Source organism: Massilia mucilaginosa (genome assembly GCF_011682145.1).
GTDB lineage: Bacteria > Pseudomonadota > Gammaproteobacteria > Burkholderiales > Burkholderiaceae_D > Telluria_A > Telluria_A mucilaginosa.
Genome location: NZ_WHJH01000086.1, coordinates 1 through 16447, shown reverse-complemented (window position 1 = coordinate 16447; position 16447 = coordinate 1). Strand labels below are relative to the sequence as shown.

Genomic DNA, 16447 nt, shown 5'->3' with positions numbered 1-16447 from the left:
GACACCGGCCAGGTCCCTCAACTCGTCCTGAGTAAGCCACGTCCGGTCTGCCGAGAACTGACCACCAACCCGCCAACCTTCAACCGCATACTGCTCCATTCGATGTCCCGTTCAATCGGGTAGGGGGCTATTGCCCGCGACATCGTGATCGTCACTGAGGAGCTCATGTATCGCCGAACCGGCACTGCGGTGGCAGTTTATGAAACATTCAGGCTAAGAGTCTGCGCGGTCGAAACTGGGGCACTCCAAGCATGACTACAAAGTAAAATTGCCGAACGACGACTTGCAATTAACCTCCTAATACCGCGATGATGGTCAAAGTGCTTGTGTACTGTCTGCAACGAGGGGCATCACGCAAGATACATGAGAACGTGGCATCGCGAAATGCCCGGTGCTAACAATTACCCTGCGCTTCGAACGATTTACGATTTCCGCGCGTTTCATTTGAAGGAACTACCGGACAGATTCGTGTACGCGGTGAAGAGGCGGGAGAGCGAGGCCTAGACGGTTACGACTTTTTATTGGCGTCTGTTAATGTGTAGGGCAGTTGTAAGTACAGACCGGCTTCACGCTCATCGCGGCATCGAAAACAAGAGTTCAGCTTTTAATACAGGAAGCTCTTATTGAAGGTGTACGGCCAGTGAAATGGGCACCGGCTTGGAGCAGCTAATAGTCATGCAATAAAACGGGGAGACCGCTTATGAAATGGATTACTGCGCATAATTTGCAGGAATGGTCAAATTCGCTTGCGGCTCGCACAACGTTTCCAGGCCTCATTGCTGACCTTATAACTGCATCCGCTCTTAACATCACCGAGTTTCGATTCCCGAACCGCGAGAAAGGCCAAGTGCGAGGATTCGATGGCGTCCTAGAGGCGACAGGTGCTCAGCCATTCGTTCCAAACGGGGCTTCAATATGGGAATTTGGCGTATCAGGTGACGTACTCGACAAAGCCGACGACGACTTTGAGAAGCGAACGAAGGACGTTGACCCAGCCGTCCGCGCGACCACCACGTTTGTTTTCGTGACACCAAGAACCTGGGACCGACCCAGCAAGCAAATTCCGGACTGGCTGAGCGAGAAGCGCGCGCTTCGGCAGTGGAAGGACGTAGAGTGTTTCGACGGTGTTTCGCTAGAGCATTGGCTGGATAAGCACCCTGCTGTCGCATCTCATTATGCGAGGTATGAGCTTGGCCTCGCTCCAAGCTCGGGCGCGTATAGTTCAAGCGAGTTTTGGGACGAGTTCTCAACGCGTTTCGCGCCGCCCCTTATGGAAGACGTATTACTCGCCGGTCGAGAAGCACAGTCGGCCGAACTTCTTCGACGACTAGCGGAGGGGGACGGGAAGCTCGCGTATGCTGCGGATTCCGCCGATGAGGTCATAGCGTTCGTTGTCGCTGCGATTCGACGAGCCCCACCAGAGACCCGAGCCTATTTGGAGGCCAGAGCGATGGTCATCGACAGTGTCGACGCCGCACGACGACTGGGTACAACGAAGGGGTTGATATATCTCCCCAGAGGCCAAGCGCGGCAGTTCGCTGGACAGTTGGCGCAGGCTGGCCCGACGATTATCAGTGCAAGTGCAGATGAGCAACGCGGCCAACATGATGTTCTTGCAAGGCCTTCTAGCTCCGAGTTGGCAACGGCTTTTGTATCGATGGGCATTGCTGAGCCTGAAGGATATGAATTGGCCCGCAGATGCGGCAGGAGCTTGGCTGTGCTGGCTCGTCAGAATCCAAGCGGCACAGCTGAGCTTCCGGAGTGGATGAAATTTTCAGATGCTCTCATTCCTGCGCTGTTGGCGGGTTCGTGGAAGCCTTCGTCGGCAGCCGACGCTGACGTACTCAAGACGCTCGGCGGCGGAGCTACTTATGAAGAGGTTGAAGCCCCGCTGCGTGGGTTGACGAAACTTAAGGATCCGCCATTAGACCGCGTTGACGACGTTTGGGCAATGAGGTCATCGGTAGATGCATTCTTGCATCTGGGACACCTGATTGGAGGTGAACATCTAGCGCGATTTGCTGACCAAGCTAAGGTTGTTTTTTCCCAAGTGATTGAACCTCCCAAGGCGGAAGATGTCTTTCGATTTCCCCCGTCACAGAGCAACTCGCATAGCCGATGGCTTCGCGAAGGAATGATGACCACATTGCTCCACATGGCTGCGCTTCACGAGAAAGCGAGTTTTGTCGTTATGGGATCATCACCGCAGCACTTTGTTGACGAAATCGTTCGCGGATTGCCAAACTTGTCGAGTGATTACCGACTGCTCGAAAGTTTGCACGACCATCTCCCGTTGCTCGCGGAGGCTGCTCCAATTCCTTTCTTCGAGGCCCTCGAGCTTCTGCTTGAGGGCGATGCCGCGAAACTTAAGCCAATTTTTTCCGAGCGAGATGATTTCTTTGCTCCCGCAAGCGCTCATACTGGAGTCCTTTGGGCGCTTGAATTGCTTTCTTGGAACGAGAACTATCTGCTTCGTTCAGCAATTTGCTTGGCTAAGCTTGCTGCGATTGACCCCGGTGGAAAGCTTTCGAATCGTCCGTTAAACAGCCTTCGCGACGTTCTATTATCGTGGTCGCCTCATACAAATGCGTCATCCAAACAGCGAATCGGTGTTTTGGCTCACGTGGCACGAGCAGTGCCTTCTGTTGCATGGCCTCTTCTCGTGAAGCTTTTACCGCAGTTCCACGATAGCGTGAGTACGACGCATAAGCCAAAGTTCGCGGAGGCTTCCGCAGGGGGGCGGGAGACGCTAACCTATGCCGTTGTTTGGGCTACGCAAGCAGCCGTGGCCGAGTTGGCCGCGCGGCATGCCGGGTTGTCGGATGACCGTTGGCAAACATTGATTGGCGCCTTCAGTCAGTGGCAGCCTGCTAGCTTCGAGCATGTTGCAAAGGCATTGGAAGATTCCCTCGACAAGCAAAGACCAGAAGCACGCTTCAGGACTTGGGATGCACTCCGAAAAGAAGTAAATCGGCACCATTCTTTTAGTGATGCTGAATGGGCGATGAAAGGTGAGCAACTTCTCCGCTTAGAGGTGTTGGTCACCAAGTTCCAACCGGAAGACCCACTTCTCGTTACCACATGGCTCTTCGATGATTGGATGCCGGATTTAAAGGGGAATTATAGTGTAGACGACCCCATGGTAGCGATTCAGGCGGCGCGAACTGAAGCGTTGAAGGTTGTCATGGCAGCTCACGGGGTTAAGGGATTGACCGAATTGGCGACAAGAGTCAAATTACCATTCCAAATGGCCGAATCGCTGACCCAGCTTGCGTTAGGAGAGGAGGAGACTGTATCGCTGGCGAAGCAACTCCTCGAGGTAGATGGAGAGGCAAAGTCTCTGGCTATACACGTAGTTTTCCAAAGTTTGCCAGCGTTCGGCCCTGAATGGGTTAGACAAGTTCACCGGATGCGTGCAGAACTCCATCTTTCCGCAGACGATACCGCTAGGTTATTCTTTGCGCTAGACGATGCGAAGAAAACCTGGGAGGTTGTTGCATCGTTCGGTACCGAAGTTGACGACGCATATTGGCAGAAAAAGGGCGCATTTGGGTTTGTCGGGACCACCGAAGATATGGAGTATGCCATCCGCCGCTACTGCACTTGCGGGCGCACGCTTGCCGCGATTGAAGCGACACATCGGCGATTGCAAGAAGTGGCTACTGCAACCATGATCAGTTTGCTTGAAGCAGCTATCCCAGAAATCAACGGGAGTGCCGGCCATGGCGGGGCCATGCTTGAGTATTACATCGAGCACATCTTTGAGGAGTTAGGAAAACGGCCCAACGTTGCGCGGGAAGACTTAGCGCGCATGGAGTTTGCGTATCTCCCCTTCTTCCACAGACGAAAGAAGCCGTTGACCTTGCACAAGATGCTGGTCGAGAGTCCAGAGTTCTTTGTCTCTACAATCTGCACGATATTCAAGGAAGCTACGGGTGAGGCACCAAGCCTGACGGAGCCGGAACGGAAGCTGGCTGCCGCAGCTTATGAGCTCCTCAATAGTTTAGACATCTTGCCGGGCCAGGTTGACGGCGCTGTTGACTTTCCCACTCTTCAGGCTTGGACTGATGAGGTGCGTCAAAGGGCAGGCCAAGCGGACCGAAGTGCAATCACTGACGATCGCATTGGGCACCTGTTGGCCCACTCACCATTGGACCCTGACGACCAAGCTTGGCCGCACAAAGCCGTACGGCATCTTGTCGAGCAGCTCTCATCCGATAAGGTCGAGCGGGCAATCCGCATCGAGCGGCTCAATATGCGCGGAGTGTATAGCAAAGCTATGGGCGAAGGAGGACAACAAGAGAGGACACTGGCGGAGCAGGCAAAAGACTGGGCGCAAACAATGCCAGACTTCCCTCGCACGGCCAATTTGCTCTCTTCTATCGCTGCGATGTGGTTCCAGCAAGGCGAGGAGGCGGACGTCAGAGCTGCTAAGGACGCGTTGCGGTGGTAGCCCTAGTATCTCCAAACAGCGCCACCTATGGCAGATTGCTGGAACTGTCGCAACTTTCGGCTATTAAAATAGGCGTCTGAAAAGTGAATTGCCATCGATGCTGATGAAGAAGCGCCTCGTTTGCTCAGCGCAAAAACAGTGTACCCCGCAGGCTACTACCGTTTCAGGCAATACCAGCCGCACGCCAGCACCGGTGCACCCAGGGTCACGGCCGACACCAGGTCCCACCAGCCGTCGCCCAGCAAGGCCGCGATCAGACCGATGCAGGTGAGCACGCCGAACCCGATGGGCCAGCCCCACAGGGTCAGGAACGGCGCTTTCATGGCGCGCTCCCGGCGGCAACAGGCTTGAGCTGGCCGTTGGCGGCGCGCGCGCGCTTGCGCCACAGGTACAGCCCGCTGCCCAGCACCACAATGGTGGCGATATCGAGCAAGGCCCACCAGACTTGCATCCAGACTCCCCCGTAATCGCCAAAGTGCAGCGGCTGGGAAATCAGCAGGCCGGTCAGGTACCACGGCAGGTCGCGGCTGTCGGTCACCCGGCTGGTGGCGGCGTCAACCAGCACCGGTTTGTACAGGCGCGAGGTCAGCGCTTCCTTGCCATGCATGAAGATGCCGTAGTGATGGGGACTGGAAAATGCCGTCCCGGGCCACGCGATGAAGCCGACCTGCATGCCGGGTTCGAGCTTCAGCGACGCGTCGACGCCCGGCTGCAAGGGCCCCAGCGTGGCCGGCGCGGGCAGGCTCTTGTAGGGGGCGATCATGTCCGCCAACTGGTCGTTCTGCCAGTACTTCAGCAGCAGGTCGGCCCAGGTGTTGATCATGCCGGTGGCGCCGACGACCAGCGCCCACACCAGGGTGACGATGCCGAGCAGGTTGTGCATGTCGAGCCACTTGAGGCGGCTGGCGCGCTCGCGCCGCACCGTACCGAACTGCAACTTGCGCATGAAGGGCGCATACAGCACCACGCCCGACACCGTGGCGATCAGGAACAGCAATCCCATGAACCCCAGGAACAGCATGCCCCACAGCCCGGCGAACAGGTCCGCGTGCAGGCGCAGCATGATGTTCATGAAGGTGCCTTCGAACTTGTTTTCCTGGATCACTTTGCCGGTGCGCGCATCGACCGCGATCGACTTGAAGTCCGGGTCGAGCCGGGTCTTGCCCACGGTGAGATGCCAGATCTTGTCATCGTCGGCTTCCTGCGACATGTATTGCATCACCATGTCCGGGTACATGGCCAGGCCGGCGGCGATCACGCTGTCGACGCTGGCCCGGGGCGTGCCGGGCGCCATCGCGGGCGCGACGATCTCGTTGCCCAGCAGTTCCCCGATCTGGTGATGGAAGATCAGCGGCAGGCCGGTCAGGCACAGCAGCAGCATGAAGATCGTGCAGACCAGGCTGGTCCACTTGTGAATCCAGGCCCAGCGGCGGACGGTGGTGGGTGTCATGACAGAGGCGCGCCGGGCAGGCTCGTGCATTGGATAAACGCGAATGATAATGCAGATCATTCTCAATTGCCAGAGTCGTTGGCGGTCGGACAGTTTATAATGGGAATCGTTTCCATCTGATCCATTGACAACCCGCCATGCATAGCTTTCACTTGACCCCTACCCGGTTCGCCCTCGCCGCCTTCCTGCTGGCCAGCTTCAGCGCGCAGGCGCAGACCACCGCCATCGAGAACACCGCCGACGCCGTCATGCCCACCGTTACCGTGACGGCATCGGCCGATGCGTCGGCTGAAGGCTTGTCCAGGGCGTATGCCGGCGGCCAGGTGGCGCGCGGCGGGCGCATGGGGTTGCTGGGCAATATGGACATCATGAATTCGGCGTTCAGCAGCACCAGCTATACCCAGCAGTTCATCGCCGACCAGCAGGCCCGCAGCGTCGGCGACTTGTTGCAGAGCGATCCGGCGGTGCGCCTGTCGCGCGGCTTCGGCAACTTCCAGGAAGTGTATATGATCCGCGGCTTCGCCCTCGATTCGGACGATGTCGGCTACAACGGCCTGTACGGCGTGCTGCCGCGCCAGTACGTCTCGCCCGAACTGCTGGAACGGGTGGAAGTCTTCAGGGGTGCCAGCGCGTTCCTGAACGGCGCCGCGCCGGGCGGCAGCGGCAATGGCGGCGCCATCAACCTGATGCCCAAGCGCGCCGGCAACAGCCCGCTGACGGAAGTGACGGCCGGCATCGAAAGCGGCGGCCATGCTTACGCCGCCATCGACCTCGGCCGGCGCTTCGGCGCGAGCCAGGAGTTCGGCGTGCGCGTCAATGCCGCCAGGCGCGGCGGCGAAACCAGCGTCGCGCGCGAAGAGCACGGCGTGAGCATGTTGTCGGTGGGCCTGGACTACCGCGCGCGCAATCTGCGCCTGTCGGCCGATGCGGGCTACCAGGATTTCGACCTCGACGCGCCGCGTCCGAGCGTCGGCACGGCCGGCATTGCCAGCATTCCCGCCGCCCCTGACGCCAGGCGCAACTTCGGCCAGCCGTGGAGCTTTTCCAAGGAGCGCGACGTGTTCGGCACCATGCGCGCCGAAATCGACCTCGGCAACGAGATGACCGCCTGGGCGGCCTTCGGCAACCGTTCCACCAAGGAGTCGAACAGCCTGGGCGAGCCGGCGCTGTCGTCCACCAACGGCAATGCCAGCGTGTATCGCTTCGACAATGCGCGCAAGCAGGAAATCCGCACCGGCGAACTCGGCCTGCGCGCCAAAGTGCGCACCGGCGCGCTGTCGCACGCACTCGTGGCCAGCTGGTCAGGGCATTGGAACGAGGCGAAAAATGCCTACGCGATCAGCAATTTCGCCGGCGTGCCGACCAATATCTACAACCCGGTCGACGCGGCCGCGCCGGCGCCCGATTTCTTTACCGGCGGCGTGATGAGCGACCCGCGCCTCACGCAAAAAACCATTCTCACCAGCTACGCCGTGGCCGATACGGTGTCCCTGCTCGACGACAAGCTGATGGTCACCCTCGGCCTGCGCCGCCAGACCATCAAGGATGCGGCCTTCGCCTACGGCAGCGCGCAGCAAACCTCGCAGTACGACGGCAGCGCCAACACCCCGGTGGCCGGCGTGGTGGTCAAGGTCGGCAAGAGCGTGTCGGTGTATGCGAACTATATCGAAGCACTGGTCAAGGGACCTGTCGCCAGCGGCAATACCGCGGCCGGGCGCCAGATCGCCAATCTGGGCGAGGTGTTTTCGCCGTACAAGTCGAAACAGAAGGAAGCCGGCGTCAAGGTCGACGGCGGCAAACTCGGCATGAGCGCGGCGGTATTTACGACCGCCAAACCGCTGCTGGCCATCCAGGGCGAGCTGGCAGGCTTGTTCGGCGAACAGACCAACCAGGGCGTGGAATTGTCGGTCTTCGGCGCCCCGCTGCGCGGCGTGCGGCTGCTGGGCGGCCTGACCCTGCTCGATACCGAGCAGAGCGACACCAGCATCGCCGCCAACAACGGCAAGCACGCCATCGGCGCCCCGAAAACGCAGCTCAATGCCAGCGCCGAATGGGATGTGCCCGGCGTGTCCGGCCTGAGCGTCAACCTGCGCTCGCTGTATACCTCGACGCAATATGCAGACCTGGCCAATACCAAGCAGGTGCCGGCCTGGACCCGGGTCGACCTCGGTGCGCGCTACCTGACCAGCATCGGCGAACGCAGCTTGACCCTGCGCGCGCGCATCGACAATGTCGCCAACCGCAACTACTGGGCCTCGACCGGCTCCTCGTTCGACGCCGGCTATCTGGTGGCGGCGACCCCGCGCACCGTGGTGCTGTCGGGCAGCCTGGCGTTCTGAGGCAGGGCCGCCGGCGCCGTCACTTGTTCCTGGTCAGGAACTGGTAAGCCAGGGCGAACAGGAAGAAAACCACGCCAGCGACGGCGCCGATCGCGGGAACGCGGTCCGGGTCCGCCAGCAGGCCGTGGTTGCGCGCGGCCGCCGCGATCAGCAGGCCGCACAGGTAGCCGCCACCGATGCTGAACGCCAGACCGAACAGCGCGATCAAGGCCGGCAGCAAATACACCCCGGCCAGTAGCAGCTTGATGGGAACCTGGCGGCGCGCAGGTGGGCTCGGGTCTTCGTCGGTCATGGGCGATCCTTGAAAAACCGATATCATACCGGCACCCCGCCCACCCAAGGAAGATCGTGATCCAGGCAATCCATCCCTTCGTCAGCCTGTTCCTGCCCGCCAGCTTGCTCGACCAGTCGATGGGCCAGATCAATGGCACCACGCACCCGCCGGACGCTAGCGGCGGACTGGCGCGGCGCGTGGCGGCGGCGCAGGCAAAACCGCTCAAGCTGCTCCAGACCGACGAACTATGCACCCTGCTGCGCCAGCGCGAGGGCGGCGTGCTGGCGCTCGCGCTGGCCTTGTACATCGTCGGCCAGGAACCGCTGATCCAGGCCGACGCCAGCCCGGGCGACCTGTTCAGCCTGACCCTGGAATACGACTGGGCCGACTGGCATGCGGCGCAGCGCTTCGGGATCGACCCGTGGGTATGCCTGCTGGAAGCGCAGTCGGCCATCGCCGGCCTGCGCGCATCGATCGCCGGGATGGACAGCCTGTGCGCGCGGCTCGATGCCGCCGCCACGGCGCAGCCGGCCACATATCTTTTGCCGGACCAGCGGCTCGCGCGCTGAGCGCGTCAGGTCGGGAGGCGCCGCGATCGATGCCGCCTGGCGCGAACCGCCGGCCATCCGCCAGCGTCGCCAGCCGTCGCGCAAGATGCGTGTCATTGCTATAATCGGCGTTCGCGCTGTCCAAGCTGGCGCCCTTCCATCTGAAAGATTTTGCATGCGTATTGAACGTCGGAATAACGTCAAGGTGTGTGGACACGGTGAGACGACCCTGGTTTTTGCGCATGGCTTCGGCTGCGACCAGTCGATGTGGCGTTTCCTGGTGCCCTCCTTCGAAGACCGCTACCGGATCGTGCTGTTCGATTCGGTCGGCAGCGGCGCCTCCGATCCGGCGGCCTACGACCGCGCCAGGTACGACAGCCTGCACGGCTATGCGCAGGATCTGCTCGAGATCGTCGCCGAATACGCTCGCGGCCCGGCCGTCTTCGTCGGCCATTCGGTGGCGGCCATGGTCGGCGTGCTGGCCACCATCGAGGCGCCCGAGCTGTTCGCCGCCCAGGTCATGGTCAGTCCGTCGCCCTCCTACATCAACGACGGCGACTACGTCGGCGGTTTTACGCGCGACGATATCGACGAACTGCTCCAGACCTTGCAAGACAACTATCTCGGCTGGTCGAGCAATATGGCGCCGGCCATCATGGGCGCGCCCGACCATCCCGAACTGGGGCACGAACTGACCAACAGTTTCTGCCGCAACGACCCGGACATCGCCGCCCATTTCGCGCGCGTCACGTTCCTGTCCGACCACCGCGCCGACCTGCCCAGGTCGGCAACGCCGGCGCTGATCCTGCAGTGCACCGACGACATGATCGCGCCGGTCAGCGTGGGCGAATACATGCAGCGCACGCTGCCGTCGGGCCAGCTGGCCCTGATCGACAATATCGGGCACTGTCCGCACATGAGCGCGCCCAGCGCCAGCACGGATGCGATCAAGTCCTTCCTGGCGCGGGCGCTGCGCTGAGCACCATGCCGGCACTCGCGCTGCCCTCGCCGGAAGACATGTTCGACGAGGCGGCGTGCGGCCTGATGACGACCGATACGGGCGGCCGGATCCTGCGCGCCAACCGCACCATCCTGGCCTGGCTCGGCTACACCGAAGCCGACATGACGGCCGGCATGCGCCTGCAGGACTTGCTCAGCGTGGGCGGGCGCGTGTTTCACCAGACCCACTGCGCGCCGCTGCTTCAGCTGCAAGGCTCGGTCAGCGAGGTCCAGGTCGACCTGGTGCGCAAGGACCGCAGCCGGGCGCCGGCCCTGCTCAATATCGCGCGGCGCCGCGCGGGCGTCGGCTTCGTCGACCAGGTGGCGATATTCATCGCCAACGACCGCCGCGCCTACGAACGTGAGCTGCTGCGCGCGCGCGCGGCGGCCGAAGCGGCGCTGGCGGCGCAGAGCGGGGCCGAAGCCAGGCTGCGCGAAGCGAACCAACAATTGTCGCTGGCGGACCGGCGCAAGGACGAATTCCTGGCCACCCTGGCCCATGAACTGAGAAACCCGCTCGCGCCCATGCGCAGCGGCGCCGACCTGCTCAAGATGACCATGAGCGGCAACGCGCCGCACCAGCGCATCGTCGACATGTTCGACCGCCAGCTGCGCCAGATGTCGCACCTGGTCGACGACCTGATGGAAGTGGCGCGCATCAGCCAGGGCAAGCTGGTGCTGCGCCTCGAACCGGTGTGCCTGCGCGAGATCGTGCAGGCGGCGGTGGCCGACCTGCAGACGCAGATCGGCGCCGCCGGCCATGCGCTCACGCTGGCCTTGCCCGCCACGCCCCTGACGGTGCGGGGCGACCCGACCAGGCTGACCCAGATGCTGGTCAACCTGCTCACCAACGCCTGCAAATACACGCCGCCGGGCGGGCGCATTGCGCTCGAACTGCGCGAGGACGATGGCGCGGCCGTGATCGCGATCAGCGACAGCGGCATCGGCATTCCGAGCGAGGCGCTGGAAAGCGTGTTCGAGATGTTCTCGCAGCTCGAACCGGCCCTCAAGCGCGCGCACGGCGGCCTGGGGATCGGCCTGGCGCTGGTCAAGGGCCTGGTGGAACTGCATCAGGGCAGCGTGCGCGCCGCCAGCGCCGGGCCGGGACAAGGCAGCACCTTCACGGTGCGCCTGCCGCTGGCGCACCAGGCGGCCAGTGCCGCGCACGGCGAGCAGGCGCCGCGCACCGCCACCCCGCTGCGGGTGCTGGTGGTGGACGACAACCGCGATGCCGCCGAGATGCTGACGGCGGTGCTCGACCTGAACGGCTACCGCACCGCCGTCGCCCATTGCGGCGAGCAGGCCACCGGCTACCTGCGCGCGCATCGGGCGCAGGCGTGCATCCTCGATATCGGCCTGCCCGACATCGACGGTTACGAACTGGCGCGCCGCATCCGCGCCATGCCGCTTGAAAAGCAGCCGGTCCTGATCGCCCTGACCGGCTGGGGCCAGCCATCGGATGTCGACGCCGCCATCGCCGCGGGATTCGACCATCACCTGTCCAAGCCGGTCGAATTCGCGGCCGTGCAGCGCCTGCTGGACGGACTGGAAGCGGCCTGACAGCGCGCCCATTGCCTCGCTCATTTGCGCTTTGCCGCCACGCCCGCGAAGCGCGTCCATTCGACGTTGCCGTCGAAGGACTTGATCTCGTTCCAGCCCGGTTCGAAGTCGCCGTCCTTCAGTTCCAGCAGTTCGCGCTCGAGCAGCTGGCGCAGCGCGGCCACATCGCCGATCTTGCTGCCGCTGAAGGGACGCGTGACCAGCACGTTCTGCACCGCCAGCGCCTGCACGTTGTAGACGCCGATGTTCTTGTAGCTGAACGGGCGCACGCTGTACGGGCTGCTGGTCGGCACATCGAAGCTGGCCAGGGTCAGGCCGCTGTTTTGCGCCAGGCGGCTGATCTGGCCGTGCGGCCAGCCGGCCACCGAGAAGGCCGCGTAAGCTTCGCCGGAGCGCACTTTCTGGAACGCGGCGGCGTCGCTGTCGACGTCGATGTAGCGCATGTTGTAGCCGAGGATCTTGTCGAGCTGGCGCACCATCAGCTGGGCCGAGCCGACCAGCACCACCGGCGCGCCGCGCAGCTCCGACATCTTGGTGATGCGCACGGTGCGCACGTCGCCCTTGAGCACACCGTACTTCTTCGGTCCTTCCAAGGTGAAGCCATTGGCGGCGGTGACGATGTGCAGGTAGTTGCTGTTGAGCGAAGCGACCACCAGCAGCGAGGCGATGCTGGCGTCGCCCTCCGCCATTTTCTTGAGCGCGTCCATCGGCACGATGCCGACGTCGGCTTTCTTGATCGACAGCGTGGTCAGGTTATCGAGTCCGCCTTCGGTGTTCACTTCGCACAGCGGCACGCTGTTTTTCGACACCCGCACCAGGTCGGCGTACAGCTTGGAATAGCCTTTGCCGGCGGGGCCGGTGGCGACCTTCAAGCCCTCGCAGGCGGGGGCCGGGGCGCCGTCGACGCGGGCGGCGTGGGATGGCGATGCGCAAAAGGCCAGGGCCAGCGTCAGGGTCAGTGGGATCATCTTGGTTTTCATGGTGTTTTCCTTGTTTTTATATGAATGCATGGTCAGAAATTGAAGTTCTTGTTGGTCTGCTGCTGCGCGTCGGCCGGCTGCGCCGGCGTGGCGGTTTGATCGTGCTGCGTTGAGAGAAAGGCGGCGGCGAGGACCAGCAAGACCACGACCGCAGTGCCGCCCCAGCGTATGAGTTTCCAGAACATCGTCAGCTCCTTGTCTTTTCCATGCTGCCCATCCGGATCGACGCCAGGTCGATCGCCATGCCGTCATCGAACGACAGCGCTTGTGCGTTGCCGAGTTTTTCGGCTTCCATTTCGAGCTCCGAGAACACCTGGTTGAAGTTGTCGCGCACGCTGTCGAAGGCTTCGTCGGCCAGCATCTGGTTCAGCAGTTCCTGGCCGCTGGTGGCGTTCAGGTTTTGCAGCGCGGCCTGGCCGGCCTGGCCGAAGCGCCATTCGAATTTCTTGTCTTCGACCACCTCGCTCAGCTGCACCAGCGCCAGTTCGGCGTTCTTGTATTTGACGACCAGCAGCACATGCGCGTCCCGCATCGCCTTGACCGCGTTTTCCTGGCGGCTGGCGTCGTAGCCGGGCTTCTGGCGTTTTCGCTCCTCGATCATGTCGGTCATGCTCTTGATTTGCGTCCCGATGCGCACCACCGACTGCTTGAAGGCCACCACCCGCTCGCGCTTTTGCAGCAGGAAGTTCTGCAACTGTTCGATCGGGTTGGCGCGCGCTTCGGCCTTGCGCGCCGCCAGCAGGCGGTTTTCCAGCTTCTGTCCGAGCAGCGGCAAGGCCTGGAACAGGCCCACCCCGACGGCGCCGACCAGCGTCAGGACGAGCAGCCCCAGTCCGCCGCTGACCGCGCCCCAGATGACTGGCGCCAGCGCGCCCAGCGTGACCACGGCGCCGCCGGCGGCCGCCGCACGCAGTGCCCACACTTGCTGCCGGCCGCTGAGATTGAACGTGAACGTTTCTTTGTTATCGGGGATGCTCATACGGGCTCCTTGTGGGTTGAAAGCGGGTGCTTGCGACAGATGGGGACGAAAAAAAAGGCATCCGACGGGATGCCTTTTGCTATCGATGCTGCGCGCGGTATTGAGGGTACGCGCGCCGGAAGGGGGACTATCCGGCGCCGGGCGCGTCCGCATGGTGCGGGTGCGGGGTTTGGTGTTCTTTGTCGTGGTACCGGTCATGGTGACCGCCTTGATTGTTGTTTTTATGGGTCTCACTCTAGCGGCGAAACATGACGGCTTGATGACATACATCGCGGCGGTCCGGCGCGCCCGACGCTTGATCCAGCTCACGCTCGCTTGCCGCGTTATGGCAACGATTTAGAGCGCCTAAGAAAACCTCTCGACGTACCTCCAACAGATGAGTGAGCAGGCAAGCGAAAGAAAAGCCTGGTGGATCTCGGCTCGCCGTTCATCACGGATGCGCAGTCTGCGAAAACGGTGTAGCCACCCGAGGGTGCGTTCAACGACCCAACGCCATCGGCCAAGCCTTTCGCGCGACTCGACGCCGTAGCGTGCGATCCGTGCTGAGATTCCTCGCCGGCGCAGCCAGGCCCGATGTGCTCTTGAAGCGTAGGCTCGATCAGCATGTAGCTTACTTGGACGTTTGCGCGCGCGGCCGGATAGCCCTTCAACAGCCGGAATCGATTCTAGGCGAGGAATGAGCATGCGCGAATCATGGACCTGCGCGCCTGTGATTTGGGCTACCAGCGGCAGTCCACGCTGATCTACCAGCATCTGGAAGGTGCCAATAACGCGGCGCTTCATGGCAGCCACGGTATGGCGCACAACAACCTGAAGGTGGCCATGGCAAAATATATGGCTGCGACTGGCAAAGACACACTGCCCTATGCCGACGCCAAGAAGCACGCGATCGATGCGGTACAAATGGCCGGCGCGATCCAGTGCGACCGGAAATGCCTGGAAGCCCAGTTCGATGCGCACTACAAATGCACTGGCAAGGAATTGAAGGCCAATGCAGGCGTCGGCGGTGGCACGAAGAAAAATCCACCACCCGTGAATGACCAAGACAACGGATAGGACGAATATGCAGATGACACTGAAAGAATATGCCGCCAACCTCAGCACATTTTATGTCTATGGATGTGTGGTGCGCGACCGGACGCGTTTTGGCTTTATTGCCGATCGCTGGTATGCCGATGAAGAAGTCGAGGAAGAGGAGAAAAGCCGTAGTAGCCGGGACCGTCGCGACAAGCACTTGGTTACGTTTTTCCGTCATGGTGACCCAGGCAAGCAGTGCGGGTGGACCCTGCTGGAAGACTGGGCAACCGTGTACATCGGCGCGGCGACCAAGCCGCAGAGCCAATTCATTGCACTGGAAATGGAGGACACCTCGGCCTTTGTCGTCGGCAGCGGTGTCAGCTACCTAGATACGCCGGTCAAAGAATGCGAGGGCAGTCCTGTGCGCCGCGGGTCGATCTTTCGCATCAAGATGATCGAAGGCTACGCGTATGTGTGCGGCGGTAACAGGTCGGTTGGCAAGCGGCTTGGCAAGGGCGAATGGTTTTCGCACTCGGAGGCCATTCCAAAGCTGGCGAATTCGACTGACGACGGCTTCGATGACATCGCCGGATTCAGCGAAAACGATCTGTATGCTGTCGGCGGCAAGGGCGACGTCTGGCACTACAACGGCAAGACCTGGCAGCAGGTGTCTTTCCCCACCAATATCTGGACCACGACGGTCTGCTGCGGCGGCGATGGCAATGTCTATGTCTCGTGCTACGAGGGATTGACTTTCATGGGGCGTGCAAACCGCTGGAAGAAAATCTGTGACGGCGGCATCAGCCTCGGGTTCAAGGACATGGTCTGGCACGAAGGCAAAGTCTGGTGCACCAACGACAACGGGGTATGGACGATCGAGAACGGCAAGCTGGCGCGGGCCAGCGGCCTGCCCTCGGAAATCTACGTATGCTCCGGCAGCCTGTCGGTCAACGACGGCGTGATGCTGATGGCTGGCCTGGGCGGCGCTGCGTTTATGGAAAACGGCCAGTGGCACAACCTGTTCCTGCGCGGCGAAATGGAAATGGCCGTGCGCAAGTCGAACGCGCCGTGAGCGGCGCGACCAGCGCTGCCGATATGGGGCAGGCGCCGTGCCGGCTGGAACATGACCGTATTCCCGCTATACCCACCTTGAGCTAGGCGATGCAATGAAGACTGAGTCAGTCCCTTTTCCGATTATTGCGCCGCTGGTGCGACTCTGCGCCGTCTTGCACCGGTCGCCTGGATAAACGATGATGGAGAAATTCACCACGCCGCTGAGCAGGAAAAGACAACCTGGGCGCGTGCCAATTCTGGAGCTGAGCCGCGAATCGAGGCTTGCCGAGGAACGTCGGCGCGTGCGCCCGGTTAGGCAGCAACCCTGCCATTCTCCGCCAGTCGCTTGAGCGATGCCAAGGTGATTGGAAGGCCAGTGCGCAACGGATTGCCGACGATACGCCCCAGCAGAAAAGACAATCCACCGGAAAAGGTAACTCTGTGGACGACTTCGGTTCCGGCAGCAGTTGCGTTGAGTTCGTGCTCAAACACCATACGGAAGAGTGGAATCCGCGACTCGACAGTGAACGACTTGTTGGGAACCACTGAAATGAAATTCATTGGGACAGTCATTCCTTTCTGCGGTGTAATCTTGCCTTTGCTCCCTGTCTGGAACGGCCCGTCAATCGACGACTCTTTGGTATCTGGGTCCCAAGTTTTCCAGTTATAGAGTAAGCGGTCTATTTACCCCACCTTCCATTGCTAATTTTCGGCATCCAGAATCGGTACTCCATCAACTCAGGAGTCACGAACATGCAAGAGCCAACGAAGCACGAACTCTGGCCGGCGCGCCTG

General features: G+C 61.5%; 15 protein-coding genes. 7 read left to right on the top strand and 8 right to left on the bottom strand.

The window, feature by feature from the left end:
• The first annotated feature begins 700 nt into the window (after positions 1-700).
• Entirely contained in the window at positions 701-4453 is a 3753-nt protein-coding gene (locus tag F2P45_RS35515; protein WP_187367255.1) for a hypothetical protein, read from the top strand.
• A 155-nt stretch (positions 4454-4608) separates the two neighbouring features.
• Here the strand turns inward: F2P45_RS35515 and F2P45_RS32705 are convergent, their stop codons facing one another.
• Complete coding sequence (locus F2P45_RS32705) at positions 4609-4776, bottom strand: hypothetical protein (RefSeq protein WP_166882389.1); 168 nt, start codon at positions 4774-4776, stop codon at positions 4609-4611.
• The gene (locus tag F2P45_RS32700) at positions 4773-5903 is read right to left on the bottom strand and encodes a PepSY-associated TM helix domain-containing protein (protein WP_166882388.1); all 1131 of its coding nucleotides are present in this window, start codon (positions 5901-5903) and stop codon (positions 4773-4775) included. Before F2P45_RS32700 ends, F2P45_RS32705 begins: the two co-directional genes overlap by 4 nt.
• Before the next feature lie 152 nt (positions 5904-6055).
• Here F2P45_RS32700 and F2P45_RS32695 point away from each other — a divergent pair, with 152 nt between their 5' ends.
• Complete coding sequence (locus tag F2P45_RS32695; protein WP_308613911.1) at positions 6056-8242, top strand: TonB-dependent receptor; 2187 nt, start codon at positions 6056-6058, stop codon at positions 8240-8242.
• Positions 8243-8261: 19 nt separating this feature from the next.
• Here F2P45_RS32695 and F2P45_RS32690 read toward each other — a convergent pair whose 3' ends face one another.
• Positions 8262-8534 carry a hypothetical protein gene (locus tag F2P45_RS32690; RefSeq protein WP_166882386.1) on the bottom strand — a complete coding sequence of 91 codons (273 nt, stop codon included), beginning with the start codon at positions 8532-8534 and terminating at the stop codon, positions 8262-8264.
• A 56-nt stretch (positions 8535-8590) separates the two neighbouring features.
• On the opposite strand from F2P45_RS32690, the gene F2P45_RS32685 reads away from it, so the two are divergent.
• The 3 genes from F2P45_RS32685 (at position 8591) to F2P45_RS32675 (ending at position 11623) form a co-directional block, all read left to right on the top strand.
• Entirely contained in the window at positions 8591-9085 is a 495-nt protein-coding gene (locus tag F2P45_RS32685; protein WP_166882385.1) for a contact-dependent growth inhibition system immunity protein, read from the top strand.
• 154 nt (positions 9086-9239) lie between these two features.
• The gene (locus tag F2P45_RS32680) at positions 9240-10043 is read left to right on the top strand and encodes an alpha/beta fold hydrolase (RefSeq protein ID WP_166882384.1); all 804 of its coding nucleotides are present in this window, start codon (positions 9240-9242) and stop codon (positions 10041-10043) included.
• 5 nt (positions 10044-10048) lie between these two features.
• The gene (locus tag F2P45_RS32675; RefSeq protein WP_166882383.1) at positions 10049-11623 is read left to right on the top strand and encodes a hybrid sensor histidine kinase/response regulator; all 1575 of its coding nucleotides are present in this window, start codon (positions 10049-10051) and stop codon (positions 11621-11623) included.
• Between the two features lie 20 nt (positions 11624-11643).
• Here the strand turns inward: F2P45_RS32675 and F2P45_RS32670 are convergent, their stop codons facing one another.
• The 4 genes from F2P45_RS32670 to F2P45_RS37350 form a co-directional block, all read right to left on the bottom strand.
• Positions 11644-12603 (bottom strand): TAXI family TRAP transporter solute-binding subunit, encoded by a 960-nt coding sequence (locus F2P45_RS32670; protein WP_166882382.1) that lies wholly within the window; start codon positions 12601-12603, stop codon positions 11644-11646.
• 32 nt (positions 12604-12635) lie between these two features.
• Positions 12636-12788 (bottom strand): hypothetical protein, encoded by a 153-nt coding sequence (locus F2P45_RS32665; protein ID WP_166882381.1) that lies wholly within the window; start codon positions 12786-12788, stop codon positions 12636-12638.
• A gap of 2 nt (positions 12789-12790) precedes the next feature.
• Positions 12791-13582, bottom strand: a complete 792-nt coding sequence (locus F2P45_RS32660; RefSeq protein ID WP_166882380.1) for a hypothetical protein — start codon at positions 13580-13582, stop codon at positions 12791-12793.
• 345 nt (positions 13583-13927) lie between these two features.
• Positions 13928-14335, bottom strand: coding sequence for an IS5 family transposase (locus tag F2P45_RS37350; RefSeq protein ID WP_370663343.1), 408 nt, complete (start codon positions 14333-14335; stop codon positions 13928-13930).
• Here F2P45_RS37350 and F2P45_RS32650 point away from each other — a divergent pair.
• Both F2P45_RS32650 and F2P45_RS32645 read left to right on the top strand, forming a co-directional pair.
• The gene (locus F2P45_RS32650) at positions 14276-14638 is read left to right on the top strand and encodes a hypothetical protein (protein WP_166882376.1); all 363 of its coding nucleotides are present in this window, start codon (positions 14276-14278) and stop codon (positions 14636-14638) included. The two genes, F2P45_RS37350 and F2P45_RS32650, sit on opposite strands and share 60 nt — an antisense overlap.
• A gap of 7 nt (positions 14639-14645) precedes the next feature.
• The gene (locus F2P45_RS32645; RefSeq protein ID WP_166882378.1) at positions 14646-15671 is read left to right on the top strand and encodes a beta propeller repeat protein; all 1026 of its coding nucleotides are present in this window, start codon (positions 14646-14648) and stop codon (positions 15669-15671) included.
• Between the two features lie 293 nt (positions 15672-15964).
• On the opposite strand, the gene F2P45_RS32640 is transcribed toward F2P45_RS32645, so the two are convergent.
• Positions 15965-16213: an SRPBCC family protein gene (locus F2P45_RS32640; RefSeq protein ID WP_166882377.1), complete on the bottom strand. Its 249-nt coding sequence runs from the start codon at positions 16211-16213 to the stop codon at positions 15965-15967.
• Positions 16214-16447: the final 234 nt, after the last annotated feature.

Excerpts from the sequence above, each read along its gene's own strand:
- F2P45_RS35515 (WP_187367255.1), top strand. The coding sequence starts at position 701 with ATGAAATGGATTACTGCGCATAATTTGCAGGAATGGTCAAATTCGCTT.
- F2P45_RS32705 (WP_166882389.1), bottom strand. The coding sequence starts at position 4,776 with ATGAAAGCGCCGTTCCTGACCCTGTGGGGCTGGCCCATCGGGTTCGGC.
- F2P45_RS32700 (WP_166882388.1), bottom strand. The coding sequence starts at position 5,903 with ATGACACCCACCACCGTCCGCCGCTGGGCCTGGATTCACAAGTGGACC.
- F2P45_RS32690 (WP_166882386.1), bottom strand. The coding sequence starts at position 8,534 with ATGACCGACGAAGACCCGAGCCCACCTGCGCGCCGCCAGGTTCCCATC.
- F2P45_RS32680 (WP_166882384.1), top strand. The coding sequence starts at position 9,240 with ATGCGTATTGAACGTCGGAATAACGTCAAGGTGTGTGGACACGGTGAG.
- F2P45_RS32675 (WP_166882383.1), top strand. The coding sequence starts at position 10,049 with ATGCCGGCACTCGCGCTGCCCTCGCCGGAAGACATGTTCGACGAGGCG.
- F2P45_RS32670 (WP_166882382.1), bottom strand. The coding sequence starts at position 12,603 with ATGAAAACCAAGATGATCCCACTGACCCTGACGCTGGCCCTGGCCTTT.
- F2P45_RS32665 (WP_166882381.1), bottom strand. The coding sequence starts at position 12,788 with ATGTTCTGGAAACTCATACGCTGGGGCGGCACTGCGGTCGTGGTCTTG.
- F2P45_RS32660 (WP_166882380.1), bottom strand. The coding sequence starts at position 13,582 with ATGAGCATCCCCGATAACAAAGAAACGTTCACGTTCAATCTCAGCGGC.
- F2P45_RS32650 (WP_166882376.1), top strand. The coding sequence starts at position 14,276 with ATGGACCTGCGCGCCTGTGATTTGGGCTACCAGCGGCAGTCCACGCTG.
- F2P45_RS37350 (WP_370663343.1), bottom strand. The coding sequence starts at position 14,335 with ATGCTGGTAGATCAGCGTGGACTGCCGCTGGTAGCCCAAATCACAGGC.
- F2P45_RS32645 (WP_166882378.1), top strand. The coding sequence starts at position 14,646 with ATGCAGATGACACTGAAAGAATATGCCGCCAACCTCAGCACATTTTAT.
- F2P45_RS32640 (WP_166882377.1), bottom strand. The coding sequence starts at position 16,213 with ATGAATTTCATTTCAGTGGTTCCCAACAAGTCGTTCACTGTCGAGTCG.